Below are 15,062 nucleotides of genomic sequence, written 5' to 3' on the forward strand. Positions count from 1 at the left end.
CGCGGGCCGGCAGGCGCACCGTTACCGTCTGGACCGGGGCGTCGGCGGCGGTGGCAAGGATCACGCGATAGTCGCCAGCTGCGATCTTCCAGCGGTTCGACTTGGCGTCGAATACCGCCAGGGTACGCGGATCGACGCTGACCGTGCTGCTGCGGCGCTCGCCGGCGTTCAGTGCCAGCTTGTCCCAGCCGCCCAGGCGCTTCGGCGCTTCCCAGCCGGCGCCGACTTTCGAGACGTAGACCTGGGGCACGGCCTTGCCGGCGCGCGCGCCGCTGTTGAGTGTGTCGAATTGCACGCGGATGCCGCCATCGGCCGCCTCGGCCTTCAGGTTCGCATGGGTGAAGCTGGTATACGACAGGCCGTGGCCGAAGGCGAACAGCGGCTTGTGGCCTTTCAGGTCGAACCATTTGTAGCCGACCGCGGCGCCTTCGATATCGTAATCGACGTCGAATCGGCTGTCCTTGGGCAGGCCCAGGCCGTCGAGTTTTACGCGCGGCAGCTGGTTTTCAAGCCTCGGGAAGGTCTGCGGCAGGCGCCCCGAGGCGTCGACTTCGCCGCTCAGCACGCGCGCGATCGCCTCGCCCCCGTTCGTGCCCGGATACCAGGCCTGGACCACGCCCGCCACCTGGTCGACCCAGGGCATCGTCACCGGGGTGCCGGTCTGCAGCACGACCACGGTGCGCGGATTGGCCTTGGCCACGGTGGCGATCAGCGCATCCTGCGCGTTCGGCAGCGACAGGTTGGGCACGTCGTTGGCCTCGGACGTCCACTGGGTCGCGAACACCAATACGACGTCGGCGCCGGCGGCGACCTTCGCGGCGCCGGCCGGGTCCTTGCCGTCATGCCAGTCGAGTTTCGCCTTGCTGCGGCTGGCCAGTGCCTGCATCGGCGAGCCAGGCAAGTAGACCATCGGCCCCGGCCAGGTCTTCGGTCCTTCATTCGGCACCGCCATGCCGCCGCGCGGATAGACCTGGGCCGAACCCCCGCCCGACAGCACGCCCTTGTTGGCATGGCCGCCGATGATGGCTATGCGCTTGAGGCCGACCCCCAGCGGCAGCACATTGCGTTCGTTCTTGAGCAGCACGATGCCTTCCTCGGCATCTTCCTGCGAGATGCGGGCGTGGGCTGCGTAGTCGATCTCCTGGCTGGCGTCCTTGACCGGATGATCCAGCACGCCATTGCTCGCCATCGCCCACAGGATGCGGGCGACCATGTCGTCCAGGCGTGCCTGCGGCACGTGGCCATTCTCTACCGCCTCTTTCAGCGCGCCGTCGAAGTAGGGCGACTTGTCGAAGGGGTAGCCGGATTGCTGGTCGAGGCCTGCCAGCGCGGCGGGGATGGTCGAGTGCACGGCGCCCCAGTCCGACATCACGTAGCCCTTGTAGCCCCAGTCGCCCTTGAGGACCTTGTTCAGCAGGTGCTCGTTTTCGCAGCCGTACACGCCTTTGACCCGGTTGTACGAGCACATGACCGAGCCCGGCTTGCCGCGTTCGATGGCGATCTGGAAGGCCAGCAGGTCGGACATGCGGCCGGCCGCATCGTCGATCTTGACGTTCAGGTGGTTGCGGCCCGTCTCCTGGTCGTTGTAGGCATAGTGCTTGACGGTCGAGACCACGTGGTTCGACTGCACGCCGCGAATCTGTTCGCCGGCCATGATCCCGGCCAGCAGCGGGTCTTCGCCGGTGTACTCGAAATTGCGGCCGTTGCGCGGTTCGCGCGCCAGGTTCACGCTCCCGCCCAGCATCACATTAAAGCCCGACAAGCGCGCTTCCTTGCCGATCATGGCCGCGCCCTTGAACGCCAGTTGCGGATTCCAGGTGGCGGCGGTGGCGATCCCCGCCGGCAGCGAGGTGCGCTCGCGCGTGTTCTTGCCTGGCTGCGAGGCGACGCCGATGCCGGCGTCGGTCAGCCACTGCGGCGTGATGCCGAGGCGTTCGATGCCCTTGATGTAGCCGGCCGACTGCGCCAGCGAACCGGCGGGCGGCCGCTTGCCCTGGTGTTCGGCGCCGAACCGGCCGAACACCAGGCCGATCTTTTCGTCGATGGTCATCTGGCCTACCAGCTTGGCGGCGCGGTCCTGGTGGGCGTCGGGGGCGGCTTGCGCGCACTGGACGGCGCAGGCGGCGGCGAGAACGAGGGCCCAGCGGCCGGTCGGCAAGGCATGATGCATTCTTGAGTCTCCTATTGTCATTATCGTGCTTCTTTCAAACCAGGCTACCACCAGGCGGCGTAGACGGCCACCAGCGCCAGGCAGATGATGGCGCAGCCGAGCGCGAAGCCCGGCTGCACCGTGAACATGCGCGCATCGATCTCGATGCGCTTGGCTTCTTCGGCTCCCTTCTTGGGAAACAGCTTGCTGATGACGACCATGCCGGCGACCACGAACACGAACACGATGCCCATCCGGTCCAGGAAGGGGATCTCGTGCACGCCAAGCACGTTCGGCACGGCGAAGCCGACCGGCGCCAGGAAAGACAGGTCCATCACGCCCGGCAGGAACTTGAGGACGATCGAGGCGACGAAGCCGCCGATGGTGGCGAACATCGCAGCCGCGGCCGTCGCCGGACGCCAGAAGAAGCCCAGCAGGAACATGGCCAGGATGCCCGGCGAGACGAAGCCGGTGTATTCCTGGATGTACTGGAAGCCGCCTTTCTTGTCGATGCCCATGAAGGGCGCGATCAGCACCGCCAGCAGCATCGCCACCACCACCGTGACGCGCCCGATCCACACCATGCGGGGCTCCGACACGCCGGGGTTGATGAGCTTCTTGTGGATATCGAAGGTATAGATGGTGGCGATGCTGTTGGCCTTGCCGGCCAGCGAGGCGACGACGGCCGCCGTCAGCGCCGCGAAGGCGACGCCCTTCAGGCCCGTAGGCAACAGGGTGAGCAGCACCGGATAGGCGCGGTCGGGATTGACCTCGCCGTCCATGCCCATCGCCCCGCCCAGCGCGCCCTGCTGGTGCAGCACGAAGGCCGCGATCCCCGGCAGCACCACGATCACCGGCATCAGCAATTTCAGGAAGGCGGCGAACAGGATGCCCTTGCGCGCCGTATGCAGGTCGGCGCCCAGCGCGCGCTGGATGATGTACTGGTTGCAGCCCCAGTAATTCAGGTTCACGATCAGCATGCCGCCGATCAGGATCGAAATGCCGGGCAGGTCGAGGTAGTTGGGGTTGTCGCGCGCCAGCACCATGTCGAAGTGGCCGGGCGCGGCTCCGAGCAGGTGCTGCAAGCCTCCCAGCGCGCCGCCGCCGCCATTGTGCCGGGCCACCAGTTCGAGCGCCAGCCAGGTGGTCACCAGGCCGCCCAGCACCAGGCACAGCACCTGGATCACGTCGGTATAGCCGATCACCTTCATGCCGCCCAGCGTGATGACGGCCGCGAACACGGCCAGGAACAGCATGCAGGTCCAGACATCGATGCCGGCGATGGCGCCGATCGCCAGCGCGCCGAGGTAGAGGATCGAGGTCAGGTTGACGACGACGTACAGCGACAGCCAGAACACGGCCATGATGGTCGCCACCGAGCCGCCATAACGCTGCTCGAGGAATTGCGGCATCGTGTAGATGCGGTTCTTGCGGTAGACCGGCATGAAGAACACGGCCACCAGGATCAGGGTAAAGGCCGCCATCAGTTCATAGACGGCGATCGCCATGCCCATCCTGAAGCCCGAGCCGCTCATGCCGATGAACTGCTCGGCCGATATGTTCGAGGCGATCATCGAGGCGCCGATGGCCCACCAGGTCAGCGAGCCCTCGGCCAGGAAGTAGTCGTGCGAGGCGGAGGTGGAGCGTTGCTTGCGGCGGTACACCCACAGGCCGTAGCCGGCCACGACGACGAAGTAGACGAAGAAGACGAAGGTATCGAGCGACGAGAAAGTCGTGTTCTGCATGAATCAGTCCGTAAATAACGGCGCACACGCCGGCCGCGCCGCCCTGGATGGACGGCGCGGCCGGCGCGAACGTCCTAGAACGACACGCCGAGACGTACGCTGTAGCGCGGCCCCGTCACGAACCACGCGCGGCCCTTGTCGCCGATGTGGTGGGTCATGATTTGCTTGTACTTCGCGTCGGTCAGGTTCTGGGCCTGGAAGTCGATGCGGTAGTTGTCGTTGAACTTGTAGCTGACGCCGCCGTCCAGCTGGCCATAGTCATCGGCCCAGATCGGCAAGCCCCAGGCGACCACGTTCTGGCCGAAGGTCGGGCTGTCCGGGTTGGTGTCGACGCCATTGGTGCCGTTGGTGCCGTTGTTGTTATTGCCCAGCAGGTTCTTCGAGCGCCAGCTCCAGGCCAGGCGCGCCGACCACGGACCGCGGTCGTACAGCAGCGCCAGGTTATAGGAGTTGCGCGACATGTATTCCAGCGGCAGGTCGCCGAAGGTCTGGCCATTGGTGTCGCAACCGTTCAGGTTCAGGTTCAGGTTGGCCGCATTGTTGCCGGCGCTGCACCAGGGCGAGAACACCGGGTTGTACAGGTCGCGCTTGGTCTTGACGTGGGTATAGTTGGCCTGCACCCCGAAGCCGGCCAGCCAGCCGGGCAGCTTGTCGAAGTACTGCTGGTAGGCGATCTCGACCCCGCGCGCACTGCCGCGCGCGCCATTCACCGGGGTAGCCACACTGAAATCGATTACACGACCTGCGGTGTCGGTCAGCTGGTAGGCCGACGTCTGCTTGATTATGATGTCCTTCAGGCGCTTGTCGAACAGGCCGACGGTGAGCGAGCCGGCCTTGGCGAAGTACCATTCCGCCGTCAGGTCGATATTGCGCGAGGTGACCGGGCGCAGCATCGGATTGCCCTTCGCCTCGCCGGTATGGCCGACCGAGGTGACGTTGGTGACCTGGTCGGCGCCGTTGCCGGTGGTGGTGCTCGTCACGTTCTGGCCCAGGGTCGTATAGGCCTGCAACTGGTCGAAGTTGGGGCGCGACATGCCCTTGCCGATGGCGAAGCGGAATTGCAGTTCGTCGCTGGCCTTCATGCGCAGGTTCAGGCTCGGCAGCCAGTTGTGGTAGCTGTTCTCGTAATCTTCGCGGCCGGCGAAGGCGGGAATGACCGGCACCGGCAAGCCCGTCGTGCCGCCCGGCGGGATCGTGAAGGTCGAGTTGTAGACCGTGTAGCCATACGATTGCGAATCGGTCTTCACGTAGCGCACGCCCACATTGCCGTCGACCGGGAAGCGCAGCTCGTCGAAGGCGAAGCGCAGCTGGGTGTACAGGGCCTTGGTTTTCTCGGCCTGCTCGTTGTCGCCCGACGGGTTGGCTTCGCCGAAGGCCGCGGCTTTCCATGGTGCGCAGGTGTTGCCCGCCTCGGCGCACAGGATATCGTGGAAGCCGTGCAGCATCGCATAGCTGCCCGGATAGCCGCTGATCACCGATTGGTTCGGGAAGATGATGGCCGGGACATCGGCCTTGCCATTGAAGAAGTTGTTGAACTGATTAACCGAGGTCGGCGCATTGAAGCGCGGGTCGCTCAGGTAGGCGAGGTTATTGATCTGCCACGGCATCATCCAGCGCTGCGAGATCCCGACCCAGTTGTAGTCGGGGTTGGAGACGATGGTCTTGGCATCGCGGTCGGTCAGGCGCACGCCGATCCGCAGGTCGCGCAGGATCGGGTGGTCGAAGTCATACTTGGCGTCGCCTTTCCAGGCCTTTTGCTCGGCCACGCTGCGGTCCAGGTGTTCTTGCGAGAAGGCCCAGAAGAAGTTGTTGGGATCGCTCATCGCCGCAGCCTGGGCCGGGGTGAAGGTGATGCGCGGCAGCGGGCCGGTGACGTCGAGGTTCAGCGCCGGCATCAGGGTACCCAGCGCCACGGTCGAATCGAAGCCTTCCGAGCGCGCTTTCACGTGCTGGAGGTCGGACGTGAAGGTCCAGTTGCTGGCCGGCTTCCATTCGATATTCCAGGCGATGTCGGTGGTGACCGAATCGCGGCGCTCGGTGCGGGCATTGTTGGCGTACTCGATGGCCTCGCCGGTCGGGTTGGTGATGGTGCCGCTCAGGAAGCCGCCATTGGCGTCATACACGCCGTTGGTCACGCGCAGGTTGGTCGGCGTGCCTTCGGCCGAGAACAGCGCGTTCTCGTCCCAGCGCATATCGTATTTGGAGCGGAACCAGGTCAGGTGGCTTTTGAGGGTATTGTCCTTCTTCCACTGCAGGGCGCCATAGGTGCCCTGGCGCTTGCGGTCGAAGTCCAGCGTGCGCCACTGCGCGCCTTTCGGGATCCAGACGGTGCGGCCCGGTTCGGCGTCGGCCACCGGGTAGTATGGCTCGACCTGGAAGGCGTCGGTGCGGGTGACGCTGCGCGAGCTGGCGAAGTTGACCAGGGCGCCGATCTCGCCGATCCCGGTCTGCCAGCGGTTCGAATACAGGATCGAGCCGGCCGGGCGGGTCTTGCCCTTCTTGAGTTCCGAGTAGGTACCCTCGACGCTGCCGGTGATGCGCTGGCCCTTGATGTCGAAGGGCAGGGCGGTGCGCAGGTTGACCAGGCCCGAGATGCCGCCCTCGATCTGTTCGGCCGAGGGGTTCTTGTAGACGTCGACCCCGGCCATCAATTCGGGCGGCACGTCGCCGAAGTTCAGCGCGCGGCCGCCGGTGGACGAGAAGGAATCGCGGCCGTTCAGTTCCGAGCGCACCCAGGACAGGCCGCGGATCGACACGCCCGAGCCCTCGACCGAGAAGTGCTCGGGGTCGGCGCGCGACATGGTGCGGTCGATGGTCACGCCCGGTATGCGCTGCAGCACTTCGGTGATGGATTTGTCGGGGAGCTTGCCGATGTCCTCGGCGACGATCGAATCGACGACTTCGTCGGCATTCTTCTTGAGCTGCTGGGCGCTGTCCAGTGCGGCGCGCTGGCCGGTGACCGTCACTACCTGGGGTGCGCTGGCGGGCGTGGGGGCTTCCTGTGCGACTGCTGCGGACAACCAGCACAGATGTGCGACGCCCACGGCGATGGCCGACTTGTTCAACTGTCTCATGTTGTGTCTCCGTCTTGTTTGAAGAACCCATCTATGGGGTTCCTTTATCGGGTGCTACCGAGGCCGCCAGGCGCTTTGATCAGGAGCTGCCATACAACCTGTCAGTAAATATAACACCTAATGTTAGGCGCAATCATTAGGTTTTCTGGGCTTGTAGTAAATATTTATTGATAACGTTGTATTTCGATGAAATCGTTATCATTAGAGGCTTTCCGGCCGTAACGAGACGATGGAAGGCAACTGCGGATGGAAGAGATGAGGGGCGGCTGCCTGTCATTACAGCGAGGGCAGCCGCGCAAGGCAGCACGACAATCGCGGGTCAATTCTCACCTAATGTCACGCAGGAAATGTATACATTGCGTAAAATACTTATTTGTAGAGCTCATCGATTCCTATATATTTCCCATATATCTCAAGGTCAACGGATATTGCAATGCAACATAACTCAATGATGAAAAATCGCACCCTGCTGAGCGCCAGCATGTTGGCCGCCGTGCTCGCCCTGTCGGCCTGCAACAAGAAGGCCGACGTCGAGGCGTCGCCCGCGCCGACCGATCCCGCGTCGCCCGCGGCGGTCGCTGCCCAGAATCCCGATCCGCACGCCGGCATCGTCGCCGAGCCGGCCACCTCGCCGGATGCTGTTCCGGGCACCGGCCCGGGCGAAGGTGGCACCGCGATCGGCGGTGTCGTGGCAGGACAGGATGCGGACAAGCCGCGCGACAGCGGTGCGTCGGAACCAACCGGTGGCGATGGCGCCACCCAGGCAACAACGCCACCGGCCAAGTAATACGGCCAGCGGCGTAGAAAGTGCGCAGGCCACCTGGCGGTGGCGGCGGCGCAATGGGGCCAGCATGCCGGGGCATCGACCCCGGCGGACCCTTTTGCGGCGTGCGCAATCCATTACTAGTAGGAGAACCTAGATGGGCATGAATCGTAGGCAGTTCCTCCGCGTAAGCGGTGCGGGACTGGCCGCTTCCACCATCGTCGCGCTCGGCTTCTCGCCGTTGCCGGCGATGGCGGAGACGCGGCACTATAAATTGGCAAAGGCCAAGGAGACGCGCAACACCTGTCCGTACTGCTCGGTGGGCTGCGGCCTGCTGATGTACAGCCTGGGCGACGGCGCAAAGAACGTCACCTCGGACATCATCCATATCGAAGGCGACCCGGACCATCCGGTGAACCGTGGTACCCTGTGCCCGAAAGGCGCCGGCCTGCTCGACTTCGTGCACTCGCCGAACCGCCTCAAGTACCCAGAGGTGCGCGAGCCGGGCAGCAAGGAATGGAAGCGTATTTCGTGGGACCAAGCGATGTCGCGCATCGCCAAGTTCATGAAGGATGACCGCGACGCCAACTTCGTGGTCAACAATGCCGAAGGCAAACTAGTCAACCGATGGACCAGCACCGGCATGCTGTGTGCGTCCGCGGCGAGCAACGAAACGGGCTACATCACGCATAAAGCAATGCGTTCGATGGGCATGCTCGTCTTCGACAACCAGGCTCGCGTTTGACACGGACCTACGGTGGCCGGTCTGGCCCCGACGTTCGGACGTGGCGCGATGACCAACCATTGGGTTGACATCAAGAATGCCGATGTAGTACTGATTATGGGCGGCAATGCCGCCGAGGCTCATCCATGCGGTTTCAAATGGGTGATCGAAGCCAAGCACCACAATAAAGCCAAGCTGGTCGTGGTCGACCCGCGTTTCACGCGTTCGGCCGCCATGAGCGACTATTACGCGCCGATCCGCGCCGGCTCCGACATCGCCTTCCTGGGCGGCGTCATCAACTATCTGCTTAGCAACGACAAGATCCAGACCGAATACGTCCGGAACTACACCAATGCCAGCTTCATCGTCGGCCCGGACTTCTCGTTCGAGGACGGTATCTTCTCCGGCTACGACGAAGCCAATCGCCGCTACGACAACAAGTCGTGGGGCTATGCCATAGGTGAAGACGGTTTTGCCAAGGTCGATCCGACCATGCAAGACCCGAATTGCGTCCTGCAGGTGATGAAGCGCCATTACTCGCGCTACACCCCGGAACAGGTCAGCAAGATCACCGGCACCCCGGTCAAGCAGTTCATGAAAGTCTGCGAGTACATCGCGTCGACCGCCGTGCCGGGCCGCGCCATGACGATCATGTATGCGCTGGGCTGGACCCAGCACAGCCAGGGCTCGCAGATCATCCGTACCGGCGCCATCATGCAGCTGCTGCTGGGTAACGTCGGCGTCGCCGGCGGTGGCCTGAACGCACTGCGCGGCCACTCCAACATCCAGGGCCTGACCGACCTGGGCCTGCTGTCGAACTCGCTGCCGGGCTATCTGTCGCTGGCGACCGACAACGAGCAGGATCTGGAGACCTACTACAAGCCGCGCGCGCTCAAGCCGCTGCGTCCGAACCAGATGAGCTACTGGCAGAACTATCCCAAGTTCTTCGTCAGCCTGCAAAAAGCCTGGTGGGGCGATGCCGCGACCGCCGAGAACAATTGGGCCTTCGACTACCTGCCGAAGATCGACAAGCTGTACGACGTGCTGCAGGCCTTCGAGCTGATGGGCCAGGGCAAGTTGAACGGCTATATCTGCCAGGGTTTCAATCCGGTGGGCTCCTTCCCTAACAAGAAGAAGATCATCGCCGGCCTGTCGAAGCTCAAGTTCCTGGTGACGATGGATCCGCTGAACACGGAAACGTCCGAATTCTGGCAAAACTTCGGCGAGTCGAACGACGTCGATCCGACCCAGATCCAGACCACGGTGTTCCGCCTGCCGACCACCTGCTTTGCCGAGGAAGACGGTTCGCTGTCGAACTCGTCGCGCTGGCTGCAATGGCACTGGAAGGGCGCCGAGGCGCCATACGAGGCGAAACCGGACATCGAGATCATCGCCGACCTGTTCACCCGCATGAAGAATGCGTACATCAAGGATGGCGGCGCCTTCCCTGACCCGATGGTGAACCTGGCCTGGCCGTACAAGATTCCGCACAGCCCATCCGCTGAAGAACTCGCGAAAGAGTTTAACGGCAAGGCGCTGGCCGACATCATGGACGCCAAGGATCCGAGCAAGGTGCTGGTCAAGAAGGGCGACCAGGTGCCGGGCTTCGGCGTGCTGCGCGACGATGGCACCACCGCCAGCGGCTGCTGGATCTATGCCGGTTCGTGGACCCAGGCCGGCAACCAGATGGCCAACCGTGACAATGCCGACCCGTACGGCGTGGGTAACACGCTGGGCTGGGCATGGGCATGGCCGGCCAACCGCCGCGTGCTGTACAACGCGGCCTCGGCCGACCCGCAGGGCAAGCCGTGGAACCCGCACCGCAACCTGATCGCATGGAACGGCAGCAGCTGGACCGGATCCGACATCCCGGATATCCGTCCGGATGCGAATCCGGGCGACGAGGACCGCGTGCAGCCGTTCATCATGACGGCCGAGGGCGTGTCGCGCATGTTCGCGCCGACCGGCATGGCCGAAGGCCCGCTGCCTGAGCACTACGAGCCGTTCGAGTCGCCGTTCCCGCACAATCCGATGCATCCGAAGAACCCGAAAGCCCGTGCCAATCCTGCGGCGCGCGTGTTCAAGGGCGATATGGAAGCATTCGGCACCGCGAAGGACTTCCCGTACGTTGCGACCAGCTATCGCCTGACCGAGCACTTCCACTACTGGACCAAGAACGTGCAGAGCAACGCAATCCTCCAGCCACAGCAGTTCGTGGAGATCGGCGAAGAGCTGGCCAAGGCCAAGGGCATCGGCAATGGCGATATGGTCAAGGTGTCGTCGATGCGCGGCTACATCAAGGCCAAGTGCGTCGTCACCAAGCGCATTCCGCAGCTCGACTGCGATGGCATGAAGGTGGATACGGTCGGGTTGCCGAACCACTGGGGCTTTGTCGGTTTGACCAAGCCGGGCTTCCTGGTAAACACGCTGACCCCGTTCGTGGGCGATGCGAATACCCAGACGCCCGAGTTCAAGTCGTTCCTGGTCAATATCGAAAGGATTTAAGTCATGTCTTCACTACAATCTCTCGATATCGCAGCGCGGTCGGCCACCACGGCGACCGTGCCGGTGGCCCGTACCCACAAGCCCGAAGTCGCCAAGCTGATCGACGTCTCCAGCTGCATCGGCTGCAAGGCTTGCCAGGTGGCGTGCATGCAGTGGAACGATTTGCGCGACGAGATCGGCGATACCAACGGTACCTACGACAACCCGCGCGACCTGACGCCGCAGTCGTGGACGGTCATGAAGTATTCGGAAGTCGTCACCCAGACGCCTGACGAAGGTGACCGCCTCGAGTGGCTGATCCGCAAGGACGGCTGCATGCACTGCGACGAGCCGGGCTGCCTGAAGGCCTGCCCGGCGCCGGGCGCGATCGTCAAGTACACCAACGGCATCGTCGACTTCATCAGCGAAAACTGCATCGGCTGCGGCTACTGCGTCGCCGGCTGCCCGTTCGACGTGCCACGCATCAGCAAGGTGGACTCGAAGGCCTATAAATGCTCGTTGTGCGCGGACCGCGTGGCAGTGAACATGGAACCGGCCTGCGTCAAGATCTGTCCTACCGGCGCCATCCGTTTCGGCACCAAGGAAGACATGATCCACTACGCATCGGATCGCGTGGTGGACCTGAAGGAGCGCGGCTACCAGAACGCCGGCCTGTACAACCCGGCCGGCGTCGGCGGCACGCACGTGATGTATGTGTTGCAGCACGCCGACAAGCCGAACCTGTACTCGGGCCTGCCGGAGAACCCGACCATCAGCCCGACCGTGGCGCTGTGGAAGGGCGTGGCCAAGCCGCTGGGCGTGGCCGCGATGATCGGCGCCGCCGTGGCGGGCTTCTTCCACTACATGAAAGTCGGTCCGATCGAGACCCATGTGGACGAACCGCCGGTGCAGCCGACGCCCGGGGCGGACCAGCGCGACGTAGTCCGCGATGAACCGCGCGTTTAAGGAGAAGAACATGTTTATCACTCGCTATCGTGACCGTACGCGGATGAACCACTGGGCCGTGGCCCTGCTGTTCATCTGCGCGGGATTGACCGGGCTGGCATTGTTCCATCCTTCGATGTACTTCTTCAGCGTCTTCTTCGGCGGTGGACAATGGACCCGCATCCTGCACCCGTTCTTCGGGCTGTTCATGGTGCTCGGCTTCGTGTTCCTGTTCTTCGCCGTGGTGCGCGACAACTTCTGGACCAGGTCCGATACGGAATGGGTCAAGAAGGCGCCAAAGATGGTGACCACCGGCGACGAAAGCATGCTGCCGCCAGTGCACAAGTACAACGCTGGCCAAAAGGGCGTGTTCTGGGCCTTCGCCGTCAGCCTGGTGCTGCTGTTGATCACCGGCTTCATGTTCTGGCAACCATGGTTCGCGGACTTCTTCCCGATTCCGCTGCGCCGTGTCGCCATGCTGGTGCATGCGGTGGCGGCCCTGGTGCTGGTGCTGAGCGTCATCGTCCACGTGTATGCTGCCATCTGGGTCAAGGGTTCGTTCCGCGCCATGACCCGCGGCACCGTGCATGAGGACTGGGCGAAGTCGCACCACCCGCTGTGGTATAAGGAAGTCACCCGGACTAACAACCCGGAAATCACTCGCAAGAAACATTAAGGATCGCACTGTTCTATGAGTGTTACCAAAGCAACACCGCTGCTCAGCCCGGAAGAAATCGCGGTCCGGTCCGGGCAGCAGATGCCCTACCTGCACCTCCCGCTGCGCGCCGAGCTGTTCGCCACCCGTGAAACCCGCCTGCGTCAGCTGGCGGCCGGGCATGCGATGCGCGACTTCCTGCTGTTCGCCGCCGAACTGGCGCATGTGCAGCACCAAGTCTTGCAAGACTTCCCGGAGGTCGCACTGCCCAGTGCAGACGACCTGTTGGCCGCCGGCCGCGCCGCCCAGGCGCCGCTGCCGGCGCCGCTGTGGCCGCGTGACCCGGCCTGGCGTGGGGCCTTGCGCCGCATGCTGGAACTGCTGGTCCCGCGTCTCACGGGCAGCCCGGCCCAGGCCGCCGTGCAGGCGGTCCTGGCCCAGGACGACGACCATCTCGAAGGCCAGGCCGAACTGCTGCTGCAAGGCGCAGCCGGCCTGGACATGGGAGCGGCGCCGCTGGTGGCGGCCGGCCTGCAGGTGTACTGGACCCATATGGTGCTGGCGACCAGCCAAGCCCACGGCGCGGCGCGCCAGGAACCGTTCGGGCGCACGCTCGACGTGACCCTGTGCCCGTGCTGCGGCAGCCTGCCGACCTCGTCGGTGACCAGGCTGGACCCCAGCGGCAGCAACTTCCGTTACCTGAACTGCGCGCTGTGCTCGACACAGTGGCATATGGTGCGGGTCAAGTGCAGCCACTGCCAGAGCACCAAGGGCATCCACTACCATTCGCTGCAGGCGGTGGCCACCGATGGCGCGCAGGAGGATACGGCGCAGGCATCGGTGCAGGCCGAGACCTGCGACGAGTGCGGCCACTATCTCAAGATCGTGCGCATGGAGAGGGATCTCCATGTCGACCCGGTGGCCGACGACGTGGCGACCCTGACACTGGACATCCTGGTGTCCGAGGCCGGCTTCCAGCCGCACGGGGTCAATCTGCTGCTGCTCACGGGCGGTGAAGACGATCCTGTCGATCAAGAAGAAACAAGGAGTAACTGATCATGTCGACCTACGAGTCCGTGGTCCACGGCTCGAAGGCGACAGTCAAGGATCTGCCTTCGATCGATAAACTGCTGCGCCTGCCGTTTGTGCAGGCGCTGGTTTCCAGCCACGGCCATACCCTGGTCGCGGCGGAAGCGCGCGCGCAAGTCGATGGCTTGCGCGCGCAGGCCCTGGCCGGTGTGCTCTCGATGAGCGCGCTCGCGCCGGAGGCGCTCGGCCAGTCGCTGGCCGGGCGTATCGCCGAGCGCCTGGCGCCGCGCCTGCGCCGGGTGATCAACCTGACCGGAACGGTCATCCATACCAATCTCGGACGTGCTGTCTTGCCGCAAGCGGCGATCGACCACCTGGTGGCGATGATGGCCGGCCCGAACAACCTCGAATACGACCTCGTTACCGGCTCGCGCGGCGATCGCGACAGCATCGTCGAAGGCCTGCTGTGCGAGATCACGGGTGCTGAAGCAGCGACCGTGGTCAACAACAATGCCGCCGCCGTGCTGCTGTCGCTGGCCGCTCTGGGTGGCGGCCGCGAAGCCATCGTCTCGCGCGGCGAGCTGGTGGAAATCGGCGGCGCATTCCGCATGCCCGACGTGATGGCCAGCGCCGGCGCGCACATGGTCGAGGTCGGCACCACCAACCGCACCCACCTGGCGGACTACGAGCGCGCCATCACCGGGCGCACGGCGCTGCTGCTGAAGGTCCACACCAGCAATTATGCGGTGCAGGGCTTTACCAGCTCGGTGTCGGAAGCCGAACTCGCGCCCCTGGCGAAGGCACGCGGGGTGGCCCTGGTCAGCGACCTCGGCAGCGGCTCGCTGATCGACATGGGCAAGTACGGCCTGCCGCAAGAACCGACGCCGCAGCAGATGCTGGCAGCCGGCTGCGACGTGGTGACGTTCTCGGGCGACAAGCTGCTGGGAGGGCCTCAGGCCGGCCTGATCGTGGGCTCGAAGGAATCCATCACCCGCATCCGCAAATTCCCGATGAAGCGCGCGCTGCGCCTGTCGAAGCTGCCGCTGGCGGCGCTCGAAGCGACCTTGCAGCTGTACCTGCAGCCCGAGCTGCTGGTGGACGAGCTTCCGACCTTGCGATGGCTGACCCGCAGCCGCGAGCAGGTGGCTGCCAACGCCCAGGCGCTGCTCGAACCGCTGCGCGCCGCACTGGCGCCGCGCTATACGGTGACGCCGGAATCGATGCTGAGCCAGATCGGCTCGGGCTCGCTGCCGATCGACCGGCTGCCATCGAGCGGCCTGGCGATCGCGCCGAGCCTGTCGGGCAAGCGCGGCATGGGCACGGCGCTCGACGCGCTGTCGGAAGCGCTGCGCGGCCTGCCGCTGCCGGTGGTCGGCCGCATCTCGGACGACCGTCTGCTGCTCGACTGCCGCTGCATCGACGACCCGCTCGAGCTGCTGGGGCAACTGGGGGCGCTGCGGGCGGCGCTGATCCAGGATTAACACAAGAGGGACT

The 15,062-nt window shown here is 64.4% G+C and carries 9 protein-coding genes; 6 read left to right on the forward strand and 3 right to left on the reverse strand.

All coding sequences use genetic code 11. From position 1 onward, the window contains the following. The 3 genes from E8M83_RS09750 to E8M83_RS09760 form a co-directional block, all read right to left on the reverse strand. Window positions 1-2,170, reverse strand: a 2,170-nt coding sequence (locus tag E8M83_RS09750) for a beta-glucosidase (protein WP_137173174.1), incomplete at its 3' end; no start/stop codon positions are given. A 44-nt stretch (window positions 2,171-2,214) separates the two neighbouring features. Then, a complete protein-coding gene (locus E8M83_RS09755) occupies window positions 2,215-3,894 on the reverse strand; it encodes a sodium/solute symporter (RefSeq protein ID WP_137173175.1) in 1,680 nt (559 codons plus the stop codon). A gap of 74 nt (window positions 3,895-3,968) precedes the next feature. Beyond that, window positions 3,969-6,968 (reverse strand): TonB-dependent receptor, encoded by a 3,000-nt coding sequence (locus E8M83_RS09760; RefSeq protein ID WP_137173176.1) that lies wholly within the window; start codon window positions 6,966-6,968, stop codon window positions 3,969-3,971. Between the two features lie 433 nt (window positions 6,969-7,401). Here E8M83_RS09760 and E8M83_RS09765 point away from each other — a divergent pair, with 433 nt between their 5' ends. From E8M83_RS09765 to selA, 6 genes are all read left to right on the forward strand, one after another. Next, window positions 7,402-7,755, forward strand: a complete 354-nt coding sequence (locus E8M83_RS09765) for a hypothetical protein (RefSeq protein WP_137173177.1) — start codon at window positions 7,402-7,404, stop codon at window positions 7,753-7,755. A gap of 133 nt (window positions 7,756-7,888) precedes the next feature. Next, window positions 7,889-10,960 carry a formate dehydrogenase-N subunit alpha gene (gene fdnG / locus E8M83_RS09770; RefSeq protein ID WP_137173178.1) on the forward strand — a complete coding sequence of 1,024 codons (3,072 nt, stop codon included), beginning with the start codon at window positions 7,889-7,891 and terminating at the stop codon, window positions 10,958-10,960. A gap of 3 nt (window positions 10,961-10,963) precedes the next feature. Next, on the forward strand, window positions 10,964-11,905 hold the full coding sequence (gene fdxH / locus E8M83_RS09775) for a formate dehydrogenase subunit beta (RefSeq protein WP_137173179.1): 942 nt from the start codon (window positions 10,964-10,966) through the stop codon (window positions 11,903-11,905). Window positions 11,906-11,915: 10 nt separating this feature from the next. Continuing rightward, the gene (locus E8M83_RS09780) at window positions 11,916-12,560 is read left to right on the forward strand and encodes a formate dehydrogenase subunit gamma (protein ID WP_137173180.1); all 645 of its coding nucleotides are present in this window, start codon (window positions 11,916-11,918) and stop codon (window positions 12,558-12,560) included. Window positions 12,561-12,575: 15 nt separating this feature from the next. Next, complete coding sequence (gene fdhE / locus E8M83_RS09785; RefSeq protein WP_137173181.1) at window positions 12,576-13,595, forward strand: formate dehydrogenase accessory protein FdhE; 1,020 nt, start codon at window positions 12,576-12,578, stop codon at window positions 13,593-13,595. 2 nt (window positions 13,596-13,597) lie between these two features. After that, complete coding sequence (gene selA / locus E8M83_RS09790; protein ID WP_137173182.1) at window positions 13,598-15,049, forward strand: L-seryl-tRNA(Sec) selenium transferase; 1,452 nt, start codon at window positions 13,598-13,600, stop codon at window positions 15,047-15,049. The last annotated feature ends 13 nt before the right edge of the window (window positions 15,050-15,062 follow it).

Origin of the sequence: Massilia sp. HP4 (genome assembly GCF_005222695.1) — a bacterium.
GTDB lineage: Bacteria > Pseudomonadota > Gammaproteobacteria > Burkholderiales > Burkholderiaceae_D > Telluria.

Bases quoted from the DNA above. Each gene is read 5' to 3' on its own strand.
- E8M83_RS09780 (WP_137173180.1), top strand. From the start codon at position 11,916: ATGTTTATCACTCGCTATCGTGACCGTACGCGGATGAACCACTGGGCC.
- fdxH (WP_137173179.1), top strand. From the start codon at position 10,964: ATGTCTTCACTACAATCTCTCGATATCGCAGCGCGGTCGGCCACCACG.
- E8M83_RS09765 (WP_137173177.1), top strand. From the start codon at position 7,402: ATGCAACATAACTCAATGATGAAAAATCGCACCCTGCTGAGCGCCAGC.
- E8M83_RS09760 (WP_137173176.1), bottom strand. From the start codon at position 6,968: ATGAGACAGTTGAACAAGTCGGCCATCGCCGTGGGCGTCGCACATCTG.
- fdhE (WP_137173181.1), top strand. From the start codon at position 12,576: ATGAGTGTTACCAAAGCAACACCGCTGCTCAGCCCGGAAGAAATCGCG.
- E8M83_RS09755 (WP_137173175.1), bottom strand. From the start codon at position 3,894: ATGCAGAACACGACTTTCTCGTCGCTCGATACCTTCGTCTTCTTCGTC.
- selA (WP_137173182.1), top strand. From the start codon at position 13,598: ATGTCGACCTACGAGTCCGTGGTCCACGGCTCGAAGGCGACAGTCAAG.